This is a genomic window from Bacillus sp. mrc49 (genome assembly GCF_002803435.1).
The window spans coordinates 1-19,252 of the sequence record NZ_PHNG01000719.1 but is presented as its reverse complement, the minus strand read 5'-3'; the positions used below and the strand labels follow the sequence as shown (position 1 = coordinate 19,252).

Sequence of the window (19,252 nt, the reverse complement as noted above, 5' to 3'; positions counted from 1 at the left end):
GGATCATGTCCATCATCATCATCCTGATCAATATCTTTTATTACGATATCGAATTATTGTATGTACTAAACAAAATAATCAATCCATACAGCGTCGGCTTCATTGTTTTATATATACCGCTCCTATTTGTTCTATTAAAAACAAAGAAATTATTGAAGCGCTCTTAAACGTAATGGAACAAATTCTTTTAGCTGCCTTGTTGGCAGCTTTTCTTTATGGCCGTTTTCGCATCCTTCTGCAGTGGAAGATCACTTATCTTACCAGGGAATGGTTGGTTCGGAAGATGAAGCCGAACGGTGGTTCAATAAGTGGGAAACAATGGGTAATATATGATGTCGTTTATTCATACCCTGTTTAAAATGCTTTTTTTATTAAGGAGGACGGATGAATAAATTCCAGCCATTGATGTGGATTGTGTTTACGACGATGATTGTCATATTAGTAGTGCCTTCCATTTTGGTAGTTTCCTTTTCAAATCATGCAAAAAAGAACCTGGATGCGTCAACAAAGCAGGATGTGAGTGAATCGACGTACACGAAAGAAAATTCGTCTGAGCCATCCACCGACGTTTCGGTTTATAGGACAAAAACGAAAGTGATTGAGCATATTCCTTTGGAAGAATACGTTGTAGGTGTCGTTGCTTCAGAAATGCCCGTTACTTTTGAAATGGAAGCGTTAAAGGCTCAATCTTTAGCTGCTAGAACTTTTTTAGTTCAACAGATGATTTCCGATTCGAAAATTAATTTACCGGATGGTACGGATATCACCGATAATATTCAATACCACCAAGTCTTTAAAAACAAGAAAGAGCTAGCTAATGAATGGGGAAAGGATTATCAATCAAATATCTCTAAAGTTCAAAAAGCGGTCGATGCCACAAAAGGTCAAATTATAACCTTTGATGAGAAACCAATCGATGCATCTTTCTTTTCGACCAGCAATGGATATACGGAGAATTCCGAGGATTACTGGGGTAATGAAACCCCATATCTAAAAAGCGTTGAAAGTCCCTGGGACATCAAATCTCCAAAGTTCCAATACCAAACGGCAATTCAAGTATCCAAATTTGAAGAGCTGCTGGGGATTAAATTGAATAATGATGTCAATATCGGTAAGGTTATTTCAAAATCAACTGGGAATCGCATAAAGCTTATCGAAATTAATGATAAGAGATATAGTGGGAAAACCATCAGGGATAAGCTGAAACTCCAATCATCCGATTTCACGATTAAAAGAGAGGGCAGTGAGGTTATTATTTACACTAAAGGTAATGGTCACGGTGTAGGCATGAGCCAATATGGTGCAAACGGATTGGCTCAAGAGGGGAAGAGTTATAAAGATATCGTTCATTATTATTATCAGGATATAACCATTTCTTCAGTTGAACCCTTTAAGAATAAAATGTATGTGAAAAAGTGAAATATCCCTCCATTATTCCCTGTAAAACTTAAAAGTTAGGGCTGTGACGAGCAGCTCTTTTTGTTATAGAATAAAAGGCAGAATGATTGAGGCAGTACGTTAGTAAATCATGAAAGATAAAGAGGATATAAAAGTGGCAAGAGGGAAAAGAAAAGCAAAGAAAGGTTTTTTCAAGGGCATAATGGATGAAATTCTCGATTCAATCTTAGCTGAATTGGTTTTTACTATCTTGACTTTCATTCCAAGAATGATCATCCGTATAGTAAAGAGTGTAATTGATTGAATCGGAGGCATTTCCAATAAGAATCGCTAATGGTAAAGTAAGTTAGAGGTGATGATGTTGACTAGTCTTGAACGTTATATATCTGACTTTATGATTTCCTTGCTTTTTCTGGTTTTTGGTATTGTTTTTTTGAATATCTACACCAATGCCCTGCCTTCCATTATACTTTTTGGTTACTTTTTTCTGCATTATCTCATCAGGGGCCTTTATCGCTTATTTAAAGATAAGAAACAGGGCAGTTTAAACTCATGAAATATACAAAACTGGCGTCTGATGTTTTAACGGTTGTGTCCACTCCATAATAAGCAGGAGCTGCTGATGCGGCCCTTTTTCTTATGGCCTGAATATCATTAGGTTAAATGGCGGGATCAATAAAATGGGCCATTGCCCAACATGTATCTCCTGCCAATACAAGAGCATCCACATAAGTGGATGCCCGACTTGGTCATCATTTTTGATTTTCATGGTATATTTTAGCCGAGAGCATAATTTCCTCATGTATATCCTTGAACCATTCAAAAGGCGAGTAGTTTGCGATTGCGCATTTTGGTACAGAACCTATTTCAGTTTTGCTGATGCTCAATTGGGTGATATTATCAGCGGTAATGACAGGTCCTTTATCAATAATCCTGTTATCCTTGTATGTCTTTACAAGGAACTCAAATGCATGATAGGCTTCATCTTCGGTTTCATAATCAAAAGAACGATGTTCCCCATTTTCCATGATTTCCAAAACGTATAACGTTCTATTCTTAACCTCCACTTACTCACCTCCTTTTTTAAGAATATATATTCAACAAAAGGGGAAAATTTCCTTTAAAATAAAAAGCACCCATTGAATGGATGCTTACAAGTGATCGAAGATTGGCGATAAATATGGAGTATTCAGGGCTCCCTGAAATCAGACGGTCTGCAATGGATTTTCCTTAAAGGTCCGAGAGGTTGATGGAGAGAATCGATTCCATATAATATCCTTTTTGGATGACGGCTTTAATGGCAAAGTGGCCATTTATCCGCTTCCGCACCCTGTAGAGGAGCGAGGCGATTTCTTCAGCTGAAACAATTTGGTCAGGATCACCATTTCTTTCGGGCCAAACATGCTGGACGATCATATCCTTTGAAATGAGATTGTCCAAGTTCTCATGAAGCAGCTTAAAGCAAATGAATTCCTTCGTGGGCATTTTAATGGGTGCTTCTTCATTGATGGTTACGGTCTGAAGATGTTCATTGATGGTCACGGTTCGGTGCATATCTGGATTCAAAGGAGTGAAATCACGTGTTAAATCGTTGTCGATCGAAATCATGAATTCAATCAATCCATTAATCAAAGTAATGGCATCACCCGGTTCAATGGCGCAGGGCTGACCGGGGACCAATCGCATCTGGTTCACGGATGTCCCGTGCTTGCTCGCCAAATCCTCGATGAAAAGCTTCCCTTCCAACAGATAAATACGGCAATGTTCCCTGGAAACGAAGTCATTATAAAGCTTGAAATCAGCTTTCGAGTGCTGGGTTGCACGTCCAATCAACAAGCTTTTCCCTTCATATACATAGGTGAATTCCTCGGTTTGACCTTTATGCAAGGTTCTCAGGACTACCTTGAAAGTTTTATTGAACATTTCCTTCATATCCCCTTAAAAGTCTGAATATTTAATATATTTTCATGGACTTATCATTTTAGCTACATGGCTATTTAGTGGTTGCAATCCTATAATTATAAATTATCAGACGCATACATCCTAACGAAAAATGAAAAAAATCAAAATTAGGCACGAAGACACACCCAGTAAATAAACGCTGTTGAAGCGGGAAAGCATCATTCGCTGCAAGCCAAACGGAAAAATGAAACAGCGAAGTGTTTAATTCAGCTACCCCATCGCAAATGCGGCCGGGAGGATGGTTCTGCGTTCAAAACGCATTCAAAAGGAGTTGACCAAAGATGAGTATGTGGAGAGATAAAATCAATGCCTACAGCATCCTGCTGATGATCGTTAGCATGATGGTTTACATCATTTATCCCCAGCCCCTTACCCTCAGTCTGTACTGCATATTTGGCATTGCCTTCATCACCCTGGCTATTCTGAATTGAGGATAGCAGGGGATGACGTTGAAATTAATGCCGGAAGTGACATCGGTTAAAAATAATAAGTTCAGGCCTACCGGATCAACGGTGGGTTTTTTTTTATGATAAAATGTACCTAAAATAAACCACAAATGGTAGAAGAATGAAGGGTGGGAGGTATTCGTTATGAAAAAAATACTAGTAGTGATCGGTACTTTCTTACTGCTTGGATTAATCATGAATCTTTATACTGGAACAAAGAAAATGGCTACCGATGGAATAGAAGTGAATACAACCTATTTAAAAGACTCAAAGGTTTTGGTAGCTGCTATGAGTATCGCTGGAAATATTCGTGAAGAGAAAACGCTTGATATACAAACTTTTTTAAAAGATAACAATACCCTTACAATAAAGAACGAGCAAACTGATGGTGAAATGGAATGTATAGTAAGAGATTCGAAGGGGGAAAAGGTATTCTCTGAAGTGATGAAGGGAGATGCCATTCGTTCATTTAAATCATTGTCCGGAGAAGGAAGCATCAAACTGGTCTTAAATGGTGGGAAACAACATGCAATGGTCATTATAAATGGGGATGAGCCTGATTTTGAATAGCTGATATTCATTGCGTACCAGTAGTAAAGCAAATGTTCCATTTGCAGAAATAAGGGGATTCATGAACGGGAAAAGGGTCGCACCCATACTTAAAATGAGCCATTTCCATATGGAAACGGTATAATAAATTGGCAGAAGCAGACATTAAAAATGACTGCATTCTTTAGTTTGAAGAGTGGTATATAGCTGAAATGATGAGAGAACGAGCATTCATACAAAACGACAAAACGAGAAAAGGAGAAGCCATGACTAAGAGTAATGAAACAGGATGGAATTTAGACAATGGTTATGCCCGCCTTCCGGAAAAGTTTTTCACCAGCACGAAGCCGACTCCTGTAAGCTCACCTGATTTGGTCATCCTCAATGAACCGCTGGCGTTATCGCTAGGTTTGGACGTTGAGGCATTGAAAAGCGAAGCTGGTGTGGCGGTGTTTGCCGGAAACGAGACACCTGAAGGCGGATCGCCTCTTGCTCAAGCTTATGCGGGGCATCAATTCGGGCATTTCAACATGTTGGGGGACGGCCGGGCCATCCTGCTTGGCGAGCAGATCCTTCCTCAAGGCGGGAGGGTCGATATCCAGCTCAAGGGTCCGGGAAGAACGCCGTATTCGCGCGGGGGAGATGGGCGTGCGGCACTTGGGCCGATGCTGCGGGAGTATATCATCAGCGAGGCGATGCATGCACTTGGCATTCCGACGACCCGAAGTCTGGCAGTGGTCACAACCGGTGAGTCGATCATCCGTGAAACCAGGCTGCCTGGAGCGATCATGACCCGCGTGGCTGCAAGTCATCTGCGCGTCGGCACCTTCCAGTTCGCGGCGAAATGGGGCACGATCGACGAGCTCAGGACGCTTGCCGATTATGCGATAAAGCGGCATTATCCCGATGTAGAAGCAGGGGAGAACCGGTATCTTTCACTATTCGAAGAAGTGATCGAACGTCAGGCAAAGCTTATTGCCCAATGGCAGCTGGTTGGCTTCATTCATGGGGTGATGAACACCGACAACATGACGATTAGCGGAGAAACGATCGATTACGGCCCATGTGCCTTCATGGATGTCTATGATCCGGCAACGGTATTCAGTTCCATTGACACCCAAGGCCGTTATGCCTATGGCAATCAACCGGTGATTGGCGGCTGGAATCTTGCGCGGTTCGCAGAATCTCTATTGCCGCTGCTGGATGAGGATCTGGATTCGGCAGTCAAGCTGGCCCAAGAGAAGATTTCGGCTTTTAATGAACTGCATCATGCCCATTGGCTGGCGGGGATGCGAGCGAAATTGGGGCTGTATAATGAAGAAACACAGGATGAAGCGTTAATCAACGGCCTCCTCAGCATGATGAAGAAACATGGCGCCGATTATACGAACACATTCCGCGCCCTAACGTTTGATAAATTGGAGGATACGGTCCTTTTCGGGGCACCGGAATACGTTCAATGGCATGAGCTCTGGCAGGCCAGACTGGGCAGGCAGCAGGAATCGAAAGCCTCAGCGAGCCAGCTGATGCAAAGCAGCAATCCGGCGGTGATTCCGCGTAACCACCGGGTCGAAGCGGCACTCGCAGCTGCCGTGGAAAAAGGGGACTACAGTGTGATGGAGCGGCTTTTGGATGTTCTTTCAAACCCTTACGAGCACTCCGCCAAGCAAGCCGAATACACCACATTGCCTGTTTCATCAACGCCCTATCGGACTTTTTGCGGGACTTGAGTTCATGTGAAAAAAAGACGGTATCCCGAGGTTTCGGGATACCGTCTTTTCATATGGCTGCGTATCATTTAGGTCCTTGTTTATTCGAGCTGAGCTGCTGAATCTGTTCATCGAGGACAGAGCTTGCTTTACCCAAAAACGTGGTGATGAGCTCCAGCTCTTCCGGCGTGTAGCTGGAAACGAGCTTAACCATTTCATTATGAAGCGGCAGATACGTGTTGTACACTTCTTCTTTATCTTCATATTCGGGTACGATGATCACCCTGCGCCGGTCATTGGGATCATTTTGCCTGCGGACGTATCCGAATTTTTCAAGCCGATCGACCAATGCCGTTATGCTGCCAGTGGTGAGGCCGGTTTTTTTGGCAAGTTCTCCGGCAGTGATCGGACCGGTTTCGCGCAGGATATCTACGGAGATGAAATCATGATTATACAGTCCAAGCGAGGTGGCGACATTTTGCTGATATAAAATCGTTCGGGTCCCTAGACCCCGCATTGCCGAGACGAAATATTGCTGTGAATCTGTCGTTGGGACTTGATGTGGGTTTGACAAAAGTGAATCCTCCTTTTAATATAAATATATATCTTGATAACAAAGATTTTTAACTATCAAAATAACGGATATTCGTTTATTCTTTATGCATTCATTCTAACGAAACCTTTCACATGTTGTAAAGGAAGCATCCCAAATCAAAAGCAGAAAGCGAGGGAACGATTTTGAAAATCAATCATCTGAATTTAACGGTAACGGATGTCCCTGCAACGCGAAACTTTTTGGAAACGTATTTTGGTTTAACCTGTATCGGAAGCAAGGGATCGGGTTTTGCGGCCATGTTCGATGACGATGGATTCCTGCTGAACTTAATGAAGGGCAAGGATGCACATTATCCAAAAACATTCCATATAGGTTTCCCCCAGAAAAACAAGCAGCAGGTGGATGAAGTGAATCGAAGACTGACAGCGGATGGATTTGAGGCGGGGCTGCCGAAACATGAACATGCCTACACCTTTTATGTCCCTGCACCAGGCGGATTCCTCGTCGAAGTTTACTGCCCAATAGCTAAGGAAGAAGCAACAGGACCATCCACCGGCGGAAGTGTGGAACGTCCTACAAGTTAGCCAGAAGGAAGTTGAAGCTGTTCATGCATGAAGCCAATAATGAGCTTCCCCGATATGAAGTGGGCCGTGTATCCACATCAATCGGGGAAGCTTGTCTTTTTTTAGAAAGCAAAACACCCTGAATGAGTATGAAGCCCAATCGAGATTAAAGCGACCAAATCAAGAACCAGCTGCTGAATTCGCGAATAAAGTACCGAAATTCGCGAGTAAAAGGGCTAAATTCGCGAATAAAGTGCCAAAACTCGCGGATAAACCGAGGAAACTCAAGGTTAAAGCGACCAAATCAAGAGCCAATCACAGAATTGGCTAAAAAACAGAAAATTCTTCTAAAATATTTTTAAGTATTATCCATACAATTCCAGTAAATTATTGCATAATGAAATTATTGAATTTGCTGTCGATATACTTATAGGATGACTTAAAGAAAAATTAATGATGAAGGATGGTTCACTTTTTATGAAGAGAAATATAATTATCAAGATGATTCTCGTGATGATACTATCGCTTTCGATTGGTTTGGGCAGTAGTACGGTTCAAGCTGCAGGTACTGATTCAATAAGTGATGGGACTTATACAGCTGGGGAGGGAATATCCGCTGGCTTAACTGAATTCAGTATTACAAGAGGGACCGCAATCATTACTATTACGAGGGATACGAACGAAATAATTAATGAAACGCTCAGTGATGATGGATACATGCCTACACGATTTACGGTACGCTTGAAAGCTGGAGACAAAATAGAAAGCAATCTATATGATGGTGCTTCCACTATGGACGTCCGGCAAATCCCGAAAGTAGACTTGAGAAACATATCCGCTGGTTATTATGAGATAGGCACCGATATTCCTGCAGGCACGTATACATTGGATATTGACCGCCCTTCGGATGACTATGATGTGGCGTATATAAATATTTTGGATGACCGATATAACCGAAAAGATTCTTTTAACCTCTTCAATGAAGAAGATCCTTATGAGTACAGGGCTTCGGAGGGAGAAAAAATCTACATTTCTTCATTGGTCGGTACGATGAGTTTTAAAGAAAAGATCCTAGTTCCGAAAAGTATCACGTTGAGTATGCCTAGTCTGTCCCTGTTAGTGAGCCAAACCGCACAATTAAAGGCTACGGTGTATCCGAACAGTGCCATTAATAAAAGTGTTAGCTGGACTGTCGGTGATCCCCGAATTGCGACAGTGGATGTGAAAGGAAATGTAAAAGCACTTAAAGCTGGCAGGACAACAATCACAGCTACTGCCGATGGTGATGCATCCATTAAAAAAAGCATCGAAGTTACAGTGACGAATATTGTTCCGACTAGTTTGAAATTAAGTAAATCAGCGTTAAACATCTCAAATAACCAAACGATTAAAGTAACTGCGACAGTAGCTCCAGGCAATGCAGCGAATAAAACGATTTTATGGAAAAGCTCGAATTCCAGAGTCGCTAAAGTCGATTCAAAAGGCAATATAAAAGGATTGGCAAATGGATCGGCGACCATAACGGCGACTGCCAAAGAGAACACGAAGGTCATGAAAACCGTTGCCGTAAAGGTTTCCACAAAAACGGTGAAGGTGAATAAATCAAGCTTGTCTATCATGGCAGGCAAGACAGGAACCCTGACTGCGTCCGTGTCACCCTCTGATAGCACGGACAAAACGGTGAAATGGAAATCCGCTAATACCAAAATCGCCACCGTTGATAGCAAAGGGAAGGTCACCGGCAAACTAAAAGGGACGACCACCGTCACGGCAAGCGTTAAAGGGGCAAAGGATGCTAAGGTGAAGGTCACCATTACAGCCCCGGTCATGGCAAAATCAATTAAAGTGAACAAGACTTCCGCCACTTTGTTAAAAGGTAAAACATTGGCCTTATCCGCAACTGTTAGTCCCAGCAATACAACGAATAAAACAGTGAAATGGAAATCTTCCCATACAAAAATAGCGAAGGTCGATAGTAAAGGGAAAGTGACCGCTGTGGGAGTTGGGACGGCCAAAATTACGGCGACTACAGTAAATGGAAAATCAAGCGTCACCACGATTTATGTTCCTTATAGTAAAAGTTTAAGTGCAGGAAAATGGAAGGCAGGCAAAAATTTGCCGGCAGGACGTTATAAAATCACGACAAAATCGGGCAGCGGCAATTTATTTATCGCGGATAATAGCTACGATCGCTATGTAAATGAAATCCTATCAAATGAAGATGATGGTTATAGTGTAACGGCTGTTACAACGGATATTAAATCGGGGGACAGTATTGAAATAGCCGGACTGGACAGTGTACAGTTCACCAAAGTATCCCATGTTAAATCGAATACCCTGCATGCTGGATACTGGACAGTAGGCAAAGATATAGCAGCGGGAAGATATAAAATAACGACACCAAGTTCAGCAGGAAATTTATTCATTTACAGGGGAGACTATTTACTTGTAAATGAAATCCTCTCCAATGAACGTGATGATTACATGGTAACAAGTGTAACGACCACGCTGAAAAATGGAGATCGCATTAATATTTCCGGCTTGAATAAGGTGAATTTCACAAAAAAGTAGTATTCCAGCAGAGGGAAAAAGCTGTCGACATCATGTCGGCAGCTTTTTTTTAGTCTTTGCGAAGCTCCCATTTATTCCGGATGAAGCTATAGATCATGCATGCGACGATGATCGTGAAGGATGTTAGTCCGCTGAACCAAATGCTTTGAAATTCACTTGCATAAGGCTGGATGATGTAGGAGGCAGCGATGGCCAAGACCGCACTTATCGGAATGTAATTGGCGACTTTCCCTTTGCTGAACACGATCACCAGGATGGGGGCGAGCAAGGCCGAATAGATATTCCCGGAATAAAATAAAAGCTCCAATAGGTTCGGGGAATATAAGAGTGTAGCCATGAATATCAATACGCCGATACTGATTGATAGAAGGTAGGCCATCCTTATTTTTTGCTGGTCGGTCGTTCTGTCCTGGAAGGGATCGATCATATTGGCGACAATCAGGCTGACCAAGGCATGCAGGCAGGCTCCGAATGTTGACGTGATTGCACTGAAGGCACAAAGCACAAACAGGATGAAAAAAAATGGCGTCGTGATCTTGTTTGCCAGCCCTTCTAAAATGGAGTGGATATCAGTGAAGCCGCCAGTGAAGATCACCATGATGAACAAGGATGAAAATGAGAGCGGGAATATGAGCCAAATCAGGCCGGACAAGGAAAAGGTTAAGGGAACCTTTTTCAATTCGATCATGAACAAACGCTGCCATGACGTCAGATCAAAGAAAAATTGACCGAATCCGACGAGTAGTCCGGCAAAAATGAAACTCCATAAATCATACTTATTGATCACGAGCATATAGGGATGATACAGGCGGATTCCATCATAAACGGGCTGGATGCCTTCTTTGACGAAAAAATATAAAGGAATCAAAATGACGGCGGCAAACATGAAAACGACTTGAAATGCTGCGAAACGATGAATGAGCTTCAACCCGCCGAAGCCTGCAAAAAGAACACAAAAAACGAAAAAGAAAAATAAACCGACATACAGCGGTGTATCGAAAAGGAATTGACAGAGGGTGGAGGCGGCCATTCCCTGAATGAATAAAATGTGTAAGCTGGTTATGACCAGGATGACCAGCAAGATCCAATATCCCAGTGGATGCAGCCTCGTTTTTAAATAGTCGCCCATGGTCAATCCCACCGGAAAATCCTGCCGAACCCGCTTGCCGATGAAGCTGAACATGAACAGGGCGATCGCCCCCATTATCGCGTAGCCGATTCCTCCGAACACGCCATACTTCACCATGGATTCAGGAGAGGATAATATGGTGGTTCCCGTCACCCAGCGTGCCAGGAGGGAGATGATTCCTAAGCCCATTCCGATTTGGATCGGGCCTTGTACGTATTCTTGAAATGTCCGTGATCGCAATGGTCATTTTCCTTTCTCGCGGAACTCCTTCGGTGTAATTCCCTCTATTTTACGGAATAACGTGCTGAAATAATGCTGACTGTTGAAACCGGAGTGTTCAGCTACATCCGAGATGCTCCAGTTCGTGTTAGTGGCTAACGCCCTTTTAGCCGCTTTGATTCGATAGTGCATTAAATATTCGGAAAAGGAGGTGCCGACCTCTTCATGGAATTTCCTGCTCAAATAAGTCGGGTTCGTATGTACTTCACGGGCGATGTCCGAAAGCGAGATTTTGTCCGCATAATTTTCATGAATGAATGATAGCGAATGATGGATCAGGCTTGAATAGTTTTGGGTTACCCCGCTTTCTTGATACTTGGATAGCACTTTATGCAATTCACTTTCAATCACCGGTTTCGTTAAGTAATCAACAACCCCGATCCTGATGGATTGCTGGGCATAGTCGAAGCTTTGATGGGCGGTTACCATGATGATTTCCACATCTTTATTGAGTGCCCGCAGATCTTCACCGAATTCAAGGCCCGATCGCCCTGGAAGGTTAATGTCCAGGAAAGCGAGGTTGATTTTGTGATTCTGGTTGAGGGTAAGTGCTTGAACAGCATCAGCGGCTTTATGGAATTTCCAAAAAGGGAATATCGATTGGATCATATATTCCATTTGTTCAAGGACCAGTGGTTCGTCATCAACTAATAATACATTCATTCCGGTGCCTCCTTCATTTCGTATCAAAAACAAGTGGCCATGACACCTCCACCTTTGTGCCCGATTCATCAGAAGCTATCGTTAAATGTGCACGAGTGCTGAAATACAAGTGTAGGCGTTTTTGGATATTGTCCAGGCCATGTCCGCCATCCTCAGCAGCGGAAGTGGCATTTCCGATGAACCCATTATCCTTCACGACGAGATACATCGTCTCCGATTCCAAATGGAATTGAATATGAAGAAGGGCTGCCCCGACCTTTTTTTCCAAGCCGTGCTTGAACGAATTCTCCACTAATGTTTGCAGGATGAAAGGGGGCACCAGTGCGATGGTTAAGTGGTCAGGGCACGACATGTCGATCTTAAGCCGATCTCCAAAGCGAATGCTTTGGATGTCGAGATAATGCTGCGTGTACTGAATTTCCTGGGCAAGGGGAATCAATGGCTCGGAAGCTTTGTATTTGAATTTCAGGAATTGCGAAAATGCCTCCAGGGCTCGGATCAATTCGGCCTTCCTGTCCAGGCGGGCCAAGCCCAATATGACATTCAGGGTATTGAAGAGAAAGTGTGGCTGGATTTGCTGGTTCAGCTTGTTATATTGCGCTTCCTGCAGGGCTTGCTCCAGCCGGATCTCTTTGTTTTTATTTTCAAGCAGGTCGATCCTCTTTTCGAATATGAATAGAAATAAAAGAGCGATAGCCCCCATGATGGGAGCTAAAATGAAGAGCATGATAATTATGGTGAATCCCTCGTAACTTAGCATGGATAACCTCTGCTGGTTATATTTTTGAATTATTTTGTCTATGAGTATCTTACTAAAGACTTCTGCGGAAATCTACAATTTATGACACAATGTGACAAGCCACTTGATGATTTTGTGTTGATCTTTTCAATTCCGGTGCCTTCGTTTTGCAGATGTCCATGACAAACGGGCACCGTGTATGAAAACGGCAGCCGTTCGGAGGGTCGATCGGCGAGGGGACATCACCCGTCAATAGGATCCGTTCCCTTTCCTGCACGGGATTCGGTACAGGGATCGCAGACAGCAAGGCCCTTGTATAAGGGTGCTGAGGCTGTTCGAATATCGACTTTTTGTCGGCGATTTCGACGATCTTTCCTAGATACATCACCATGACGCGATCCGAGATATGGCGCACGACCCCTAAGTCATGCGATATGAAAAGAAAGGTAAGTTCGAATTGCCGTTGCAATTTTTTTAATAGATTCAGCACCTGCGCCTGAATGGAGACATCGAGTGCAGATACCGCTTCATCGCAAATGATCAATTTAGGATCTACGGCAAGTGCCCGTGCAATCCCGATCCGCTGTCTTTGACCGCCGCTGAATTCATGTGGGTATCTTTCCAGCGATTCAGGTCTCAGGCCGACATGTCCCAATAATTCCTCAATCCTGCCCCGGCGATTTTCTTTAGGCACTACATTTTGAATGGCTAAGGCTTCTCCGAGAATTTGTCCGATCGTCTGTCTAGGATTGAGGGAGGCGAAGGGATCCTGAAAGATGACCTGCAAATCCTTCCTCGTACGCCTCATTTCCCTTTTACCTAAACTTAAAAGGTCCTTGCCCTGAAAGTGTATCTGCCCGCTTGTAGGTTGATCCAATCGAAGGATGGCCCGTCCGGTTGTCGATTTACCACAGCCGGATTCACCGACTATACTTAACGTTTCCCCCTGATAAATATGGAAGCTGATGTCGTCGACAGCCTTTACATGGTTAACGGTCCTTCCGAAAAACCCCCCCTTGATCGGGAAATATTGCTTCAATTGATCTACTTTAAGCAAAACCTTCTTGTCTTCCACCGTTGCTCCCATCATTGAACCCCCACTTTCGCTTCCGCTTCATATTCTTTTTCCCATTGCGGGGTATACATCCAACAGCTGACCAATGTGTCGGGTCCGACTGATCCGAGATCCGGTACAGCTTGTTCGCAAATGCTCTTCGCATGTGCACAACGGGGTGCGAAGCTGCAGCCCTTGGGCATATCGTACGGACTTGGAACGGTCCCGGGAATGGTGGTCAATTCCTCCTGATCCAAGTCGAGGCGAGGAAGGGAGTTCAGTAATCCGATGGTGTAAGGATGTTTAGGGTTGGTGAAAATTTCTTTCGCCAAGGTATTTTCAACCATTTTCCCGGCATACATCACCGCCACCTTGTCGCATGTTTCATACACGACACCTAAATCATGCGTGATTAAAATCACAGCCGTTCCGAAATCCTTTTGCAGCGATTTTATCAGTTCCAGGATTTGCGCTTGGATCGTCACGTCAAGCGCCGTCGTAGGCTCATCGGCTATCAATACTTCAGGGTGGCAGGCGAGTGCCATGGCGATCATGACCCTTTGCCTCATTCCGCCGCTCAGTTCATGCGGTTCCTGCTTTGCCCTTTTTTCAGGGGAGGGGATTCCGACAAGCCGAAGCATGTCGACCGCTTTGTTCCAAGCTTCTTTTTTTCCAAGCTTTTGGTGAAGCCGGATGGCTTCTGCAATTTGTTCGCCCGCTGAATATACCGGATTCAATGAAGTCATCGGTTCCTGGAAGATCATCGAAATTTCGTTTCCGCGAATCGACCGCATTTGTTTTTCCGTTTTGGCAAGCAGGTCCTCTCCTTTAAAAAGGATGCTGCCGCCGGTGATTTTACCGGGAGGGGATGGAATTAACCTTAACAGGGATAAGGAGGTGATGCTTTTCCCGCTGCCTGATTCCCCTACGATTCCAAGCGTTTCTCCTTTGTTCAGGGTGAAGCTGATTCCATTCACGGCTTTGCTTGTTCCTTCGTCTGTGAAAAAGTGGGTTTGTAAATTTTTAACTTCCAGTATTTTTTCATCAAACTGTTTCATCACGTACCTCCTTAGTTTAGGTCTATTCGCTTGTTAAAGTATCGATAGAGGACATCGACAGCCAAATTCATGAATACGAAGATGACGGAGGCGATAAGGACACCGCCTTGGACCATCGGCAAATCCCTCGTTCTGATGGCATCCACGATCAATCGTCCAAGTCCGTTGATGGCAAATACGGATTCGGTCAATACGGTGCCGCCAAGGAGTGCACCGAACTGGAGGCCAACGACCGTAATGACGGGGATCAGCGCATTTTTCAGCCCGTGCTTATAAATGATGACATGCTCCTTCAATCCTTTTGCTTTCGCGGTACGAATGTAGTCCTGACGAACGACCTCAAGCATGCTTGACCTGGTCATCCTGGCGACAATCGCCGCTCCGCCGGCGCCAAGGGTTATCGCAGGCAGGATCATATGCCTGAAGGTCCCCCAGCCTGAAACGGGAAACCAATGAAGATTGACGGAAAAGAAATAGATGAGCATCAGCCCTAACCAAAAACTAGGCAGGGAGATTCCTAATAAAGCAACGATCATGATGGAAATGTCAGCTGCAGAATATTGCTTGGTTGCCGAGATGATTCCGGCCACCATTCCAAACACGACGGTGATGAAAATACTGGCAAGTGCGAGTTCAAGGGTAATTGGCAAGCGGACCATAATCTCGTCCAGAACAGGGCGGCTGCTCCGGAGGGATTCGCCGAAATCGCCTTGTACGGCATGAATCACATAATCAAAGTACTGATAGATGATGGGGCGGTCCAAACCAAGCTGGTGCCTGATCATTTCTATCGTTTCTTTTGTCGCACCTTCACCTGCAAGCAGGGTTGCCGGGTCACCGGGAACCATCTGCATGATGAGGAAGACTACTAAACTTACTCCTAACAATACCGGTATCGTTTGCAAAATGCGCCGGACGATGAATACGAACATGTTCTCTCCTCCTTATTTTTTCATTCTTGGGTCCAGGGCGTCCCTCAACCCATCCCCGAAGACATTGAAGCCAAGTACAAGTGTGGATATGGCGATGCCCGGAAATAAAGCGATGTGCGGAGCACTGAACAAATAGTCCCGTCCGCTGCTTAACATCGCACCCCATTCCGGTGAAGGAGGCTGCGCCCCTAGTCCGAGGAACGACAAGCCGGCTGCCGAAAGAATGGCCGTTGCCAGGCGCAATGTCGCTTGTACGATGACGGGTGAAAGGATATTAGGAAAAATGTGCTTGAATATGATCGTGAAGTCGGTCGCTCCCAATGCACGAACGGCGTCAATGTATTCAAGCTTCCTGACCGAAAGTGTGGAACCCCTTACGATTCGGGCGAACATGGGGATGGAAAACACACCAACCGCTACCATTACGTTGATTAAGCTTGGTCCCAGGGCGCTTATGATGGCAAGGGCCAGCAATATTCCCGGGAAGGCAAGCAGGACGTCCACGATCCTCATGATGACCGTATCGATCCACTTTCCATAATATCCAGCCGTCAATCCCAAGAGGATGCCAATGAAGGCGCCGAAGAAAACGGAAACGAATCCCACCGTTAAGGAAAGGCGAGTCCCATATAATAACCTGCTCAAAATATCTCTTCCCTTATCATCCGTCCCCATCCAATGCTCTGCCGTAGGTGGCTGAAGCTTGTTGACCAAATCGATTTCATATGGATCCTGCGGTGAAACGACAGGTGCAAAAATGGCCAATAAAATATAAAAAAGTACGATGTATCCGCCTACCAATGCCAACTTATTTCTTTTGAACTTTTTATAAAAGGCTTTCCAGTTTTGTAGTTTTGTAGATTTGTTTTTGTTTAGCTTCAATCCTGGATTCTTGATAACGACCTCTGGCTTCATGACAGTTCCTCCTTTTCTTTCATTTAATTTATGCAAAATAGGTATCGAAGTAAATATGATGCCTGAAAGCAGTAAAGATAATAAAAAAATGAGTAAAGATTCTGAAAATATAAAATTTTGTTTTTTCTTATAATTTGATTATGCCCAATGTGCTAATCGTAAAAGTTGCGTGGAAATCAAAGGGAAGTAGGAAAGGGAGGAACAACTATCATGAGAAAAGGTATAACTGGATTACTATTTGCATCGTTATTATGTATCTCGACGGTTTTATCTGGATGTACATCAGATCAAACAAGCAGCAAGAAGCCAGAAAGGGAAGCGAAAGAAGGGGGAACATTGGTCGTTGCGCGGCTCTCTGATGCGACGACACTTGATCCGCATTTCATTACGGACATTCCTTCGGCAAACGTCGTCTATGAAAAGGTGTATGAAACATTGGTCGTTCCTGACAAGGACATGAAACCACAGCCATTGCTCGCGAAGGAATGGAAACAGCTCGATGATAAAACATGGGAGTTCAAATTGCGTGAGGGCGTGAAATTCCATGATGGGGCACCTTTCAATGCTGAAGCGGTAAAAACCAATTTCGACAGATTACTTGATCCGAAGACTTCTTCGCCACAGGCCGGAAAATTGGAAATGATCAAGGAAATCAAGGTAGTGGATGATACGACTGTACAGTTCAAACTGAAATATCCGTATGCTCCCCTTCTTTCGATATTGGTCAGTAATGAAGGAAGCATCTTAAGTCCAAAGGCGATTAAAGAGCATAGTGATAAACTTGGCCAAAATCCGGTTGGGACAGGACCATTCGTTTTCAAATCGTGGAAATCGGGAGAAGCGATCGAGCTGGAAAAGAATGAAGACTATTGGGGGAAAGAACCGAAGATCGATGGGGTCGTATTCAAGGTCGTCCCTGAAGATGCAACAAGAATTGCGATGATCGAAACGGGTGAGGCACATGTGACCGATCAAGTGCCCGTGACGGAGATCGATCGCATCGAGGCCTCGGACACGATGGGGCTTTATCGCACCGAAGGACTTGCCGTCGAATACTTAAGCTTCAATGTCAAGAAAAAGCCGTTCGATGATGTTCGTGTCCGGAAAGCGGTCGCACATGCCATCGAAGTCGATTCCATCATCAAAGGGGTATATAACGATGTTGGTACAAAGGCAAATTCAACGATGAGTCCGAAGGTTTTCGGCTATGATCCGAATATAAAGGGATACGATTATGATATTAATGAATCCAAAAAGCTATTGAAGGAAGCCGGAGTCAAGGATGGCATGGAAATCACTTTAACGACAAGTGACCGTAAGGAAAGAATTAACATGGCAGAGGTGATTCAATCCCAATTAAAAGGAATTGGAATCAAGGTGAAAATCCAAGTTCTTGAGTATGGAGCTTATATTGATGCGACGGCCAAGGGTGAGCATCAGGTTTCCATAGGCGGCTGGGGCAATGCGACGGGCGACGGGGATTATAATCAATTCAATCTTTTTGATAGCAAATCCCAAGGTGCAGCAGGGAATAGCTCATTTTACGGCAATCCTGAGGTGGATAAATTGATTGAAGCGGCACGACAGGAATCAGATGGCGACAAACGTAAGGAACTTTATTCGAAGGCACAGGAGATCGAAAGGGAAGAGGTGCCGTATGTTCCGATCCGTAACTATGAGCATCTGGCTGTTTATGGCGAAACGGTTAAAGGGCTTTGGCTGAACCCGGCAAATTATTTAATGCTCGACGACATAACCGTTCAATAAGGAATGGATCAAAAGAGAAGACAGCATACGGCGGTTATGCTGTCTTCTCGATTAGGAGGGGAAATATGATCGATTTGCTGCTCATTCACGGGACTGTAATTACGATGGATCCAAACAGGCGAATCCTTTCGGATGGGGCCATCGCCATAAATGAAGGAAGGATTTTAGACGTTGGGATAACCGGAAAACTGACATCGAAGTATGAGGCGAAAAAAGTGATCGATTGCAGCCATCAATGCATATTGCCAGGATTGATAGATGTTCATGGCCATGGGGGGCACTCGATGTTCAAGACCATCGCGATGGAGAATATCGATTTTTGGATGCCGATCATGACGAATACGTACAAACATTTTGTAACCGATGATTTTTGGTACTACGAAGGAAAGCTCTCCGCCCTTGAGAGATTGAAGGCGGGTGTGACAACAGGTGTAAGTGTGTTAGGCTCGATGCCGCGATCCGATGACCCGATTTTCGCCATCAATCATGCGAAGGCTTACGCCGAGGTGGGGGTGAGGGAGGTTGTCTGCACAGGTCCATGCAACCCTCCATGGCCTCATTCATTCAGTCGGTGGGTTGATGGGAAAAGAATTGTGAAGGAGGTTACCTATGAAGAGGTATTAAAGGGAGCGGAAGCAGTGATCGAAGCACTGAATCATGCAAATGAAGACAGAACAAGGGCCTTCATTACACCTTTTGTCATCGTCACATCGGTTGACCCCTCCAATCCCACAGCCCCTGACAGGCTATATGGGCTAAGTAATCATGATCTTTATCAAGCGAAAAGAATTCGGGAAATTGCCCGTAAATATGATACGAGGATCCATTCCGATGCTTTTGGCGGGATGATCCATTTAGCGATACAAGATAAGCAGAATGCCCTGTTGGGTCCGGATGTCCATTTACAGCATTGTCGCGGCATTTCCTTCGATGAGGCAAGGATACTGGCAGAAACGGGGACG

Annotated in this window: 18 protein-coding genes; 8 read left to right on the top strand and 10 right to left on the bottom strand. The window is 44.4% G+C overall.

Annotated features, from left to right (window positions below; all coding sequences use genetic code 11):
- The first annotated feature begins 384 nt into the window (after positions 1-384).
- The gene (gene spoIID / locus CVN76_RS20540) at positions 385-1,419 is read left to right on the top strand and encodes a stage II sporulation protein D (RefSeq protein WP_100532849.1); all 1,035 of its coding nucleotides are present in this window, start codon (positions 385-387) and stop codon (positions 1,417-1,419) included.
- Positions 1,420-2,150: 731 nt separating this feature from the next.
- Here spoIID and CVN76_RS20535 read toward each other — a convergent pair.
- Together CVN76_RS20535 and CVN76_RS20530 are read right to left on the bottom strand one after the other, a co-directional pair.
- Entirely contained in the window at positions 2,151-2,465 is a 315-nt protein-coding gene (locus CVN76_RS20535; protein ID WP_100532848.1) for a hypothetical protein, read from the bottom strand.
- Between the two features lie 163 nt (positions 2,466-2,628).
- The gene (locus CVN76_RS20530; RefSeq protein WP_198512610.1) at positions 2,629-3,321 is read right to left on the bottom strand and encodes an FHA domain-containing protein; all 693 of its coding nucleotides are present in this window, start codon (positions 3,319-3,321) and stop codon (positions 2,629-2,631) included.
- A gap of 320 nt (positions 3,322-3,641) precedes the next feature.
- Between CVN76_RS20530 and CVN76_RS31155 the strand changes: the two genes are divergently transcribed.
- The 3 genes from CVN76_RS31155 to CVN76_RS20520 all read left to right on the top strand — a co-directional run bounded on the left by CVN76_RS31155 (position 3,642) and on the right by CVN76_RS20520 (position 6,085).
- Positions 3,642-3,791, top strand: coding sequence for a hypothetical protein (locus CVN76_RS31155; RefSeq protein ID WP_157805729.1), 150 nt, complete (start codon positions 3,642-3,644; stop codon positions 3,789-3,791).
- Positions 3,792-3,950: 159 nt separating this feature from the next.
- Positions 3,951-4,376, top strand: a complete 426-nt coding sequence (locus tag CVN76_RS20525; RefSeq protein WP_100532846.1) for a hypothetical protein — start codon at positions 3,951-3,953, stop codon at positions 4,374-4,376.
- Between the two features lie 245 nt (positions 4,377-4,621).
- The gene (locus CVN76_RS20520) at positions 4,622-6,085 is read left to right on the top strand and encodes a protein adenylyltransferase SelO (RefSeq protein ID WP_100532845.1); all 1,464 of its coding nucleotides are present in this window, start codon (positions 4,622-4,624) and stop codon (positions 6,083-6,085) included.
- A gap of 64 nt (positions 6,086-6,149) precedes the next feature.
- Here CVN76_RS20520 and CVN76_RS20515 read toward each other — a convergent pair whose 3' ends face one another.
- Entirely contained in the window at positions 6,150-6,581 is a 432-nt protein-coding gene (locus CVN76_RS20515) for a MarR family winged helix-turn-helix transcriptional regulator (protein WP_100532850.1), read from the bottom strand.
- A 221-nt stretch (positions 6,582-6,802) separates the two neighbouring features.
- Between CVN76_RS20515 and CVN76_RS20510 the strand changes: the two genes are divergently transcribed.
- Together CVN76_RS20510 and CVN76_RS20500 are read left to right on the top strand one after the other, a co-directional pair.
- Positions 6,803-7,204 (top strand): VOC family protein, encoded by a 402-nt coding sequence (locus CVN76_RS20510; protein ID WP_100532844.1) that lies wholly within the window; start codon positions 6,803-6,805, stop codon positions 7,202-7,204.
- A 456-nt stretch (positions 7,205-7,660) separates the two neighbouring features.
- A complete protein-coding gene (locus CVN76_RS20500; protein WP_198512609.1) occupies positions 7,661-9,754 on the top strand; it encodes an Ig-like domain-containing protein in 2,094 nt (697 codons plus the stop codon).
- A 49-nt stretch (positions 9,755-9,803) separates the two neighbouring features.
- Here CVN76_RS20500 and CVN76_RS20495 read toward each other — a convergent pair whose 3' ends face one another.
- The 7 genes from CVN76_RS20495 to nikC form a co-directional block, all read right to left on the bottom strand.
- The gene (locus tag CVN76_RS20495; RefSeq protein WP_100532841.1) at positions 9,804-11,123 is read right to left on the bottom strand and encodes a transporter; all 1,320 of its coding nucleotides are present in this window, start codon (positions 11,121-11,123) and stop codon (positions 9,804-9,806) included.
- Positions 11,124-11,126: 3 nt separating this feature from the next.
- On the bottom strand, positions 11,127-11,825 hold the full coding sequence (locus tag CVN76_RS20490; RefSeq protein ID WP_100532840.1) for a response regulator transcription factor: 699 nt from the start codon (positions 11,823-11,825) through the stop codon (positions 11,127-11,129).
- A 13-nt stretch (positions 11,826-11,838) separates the two neighbouring features.
- Positions 11,839-12,585, bottom strand: coding sequence for a sensor histidine kinase (locus CVN76_RS20485; RefSeq protein ID WP_100532839.1), 747 nt, complete (start codon positions 12,583-12,585; stop codon positions 11,839-11,841).
- A 79-nt stretch (positions 12,586-12,664) separates the two neighbouring features.
- Positions 12,665-13,651, bottom strand: a complete 987-nt coding sequence (locus tag CVN76_RS20480) for an ABC transporter ATP-binding protein (protein WP_100532838.1) — start codon at positions 13,649-13,651, stop codon at positions 12,665-12,667.
- Positions 13,651-14,676 carry an ABC transporter ATP-binding protein gene (locus tag CVN76_RS20475; protein ID WP_100532837.1) on the bottom strand — a complete coding sequence of 342 codons (1,026 nt, stop codon included), beginning with the start codon at positions 14,674-14,676 and terminating at the stop codon, positions 13,651-13,653. Before CVN76_RS20475 ends, CVN76_RS20480 begins: the two co-directional genes overlap by 1 nt.
- A gap of 11 nt (positions 14,677-14,687) precedes the next feature.
- On the bottom strand, positions 14,688-15,608 hold the full coding sequence (gene nikB, locus CVN76_RS20470) for a nickel ABC transporter permease (protein ID WP_100532836.1): 921 nt from the start codon (positions 15,606-15,608) through the stop codon (positions 14,688-14,690).
- Positions 15,609-15,620: 12 nt separating this feature from the next.
- The gene (gene nikC / locus CVN76_RS20465) at positions 15,621-16,523 is read right to left on the bottom strand and encodes a nickel transporter permease (RefSeq protein ID WP_100532835.1); all 903 of its coding nucleotides are present in this window, start codon (positions 16,521-16,523) and stop codon (positions 15,621-15,623) included.
- A 210-nt stretch (positions 16,524-16,733) separates the two neighbouring features.
- On the opposite strand from nikC, the gene CVN76_RS20460 reads away from it, so the two are divergent.
- Positions 16,734-18,290 (top strand): glutathione ABC transporter substrate-binding protein, encoded by a 1,557-nt coding sequence (locus CVN76_RS20460; RefSeq protein WP_100532834.1) that lies wholly within the window; start codon positions 16,734-16,736, stop codon positions 18,288-18,290.
- A gap of 65 nt (positions 18,291-18,355) precedes the next feature.
- The coding region (locus CVN76_RS20455; protein ID WP_157805728.1) for an amidohydrolase family protein at positions 18,356-19,252 on the top strand (897 nt) is incomplete at its 3' end.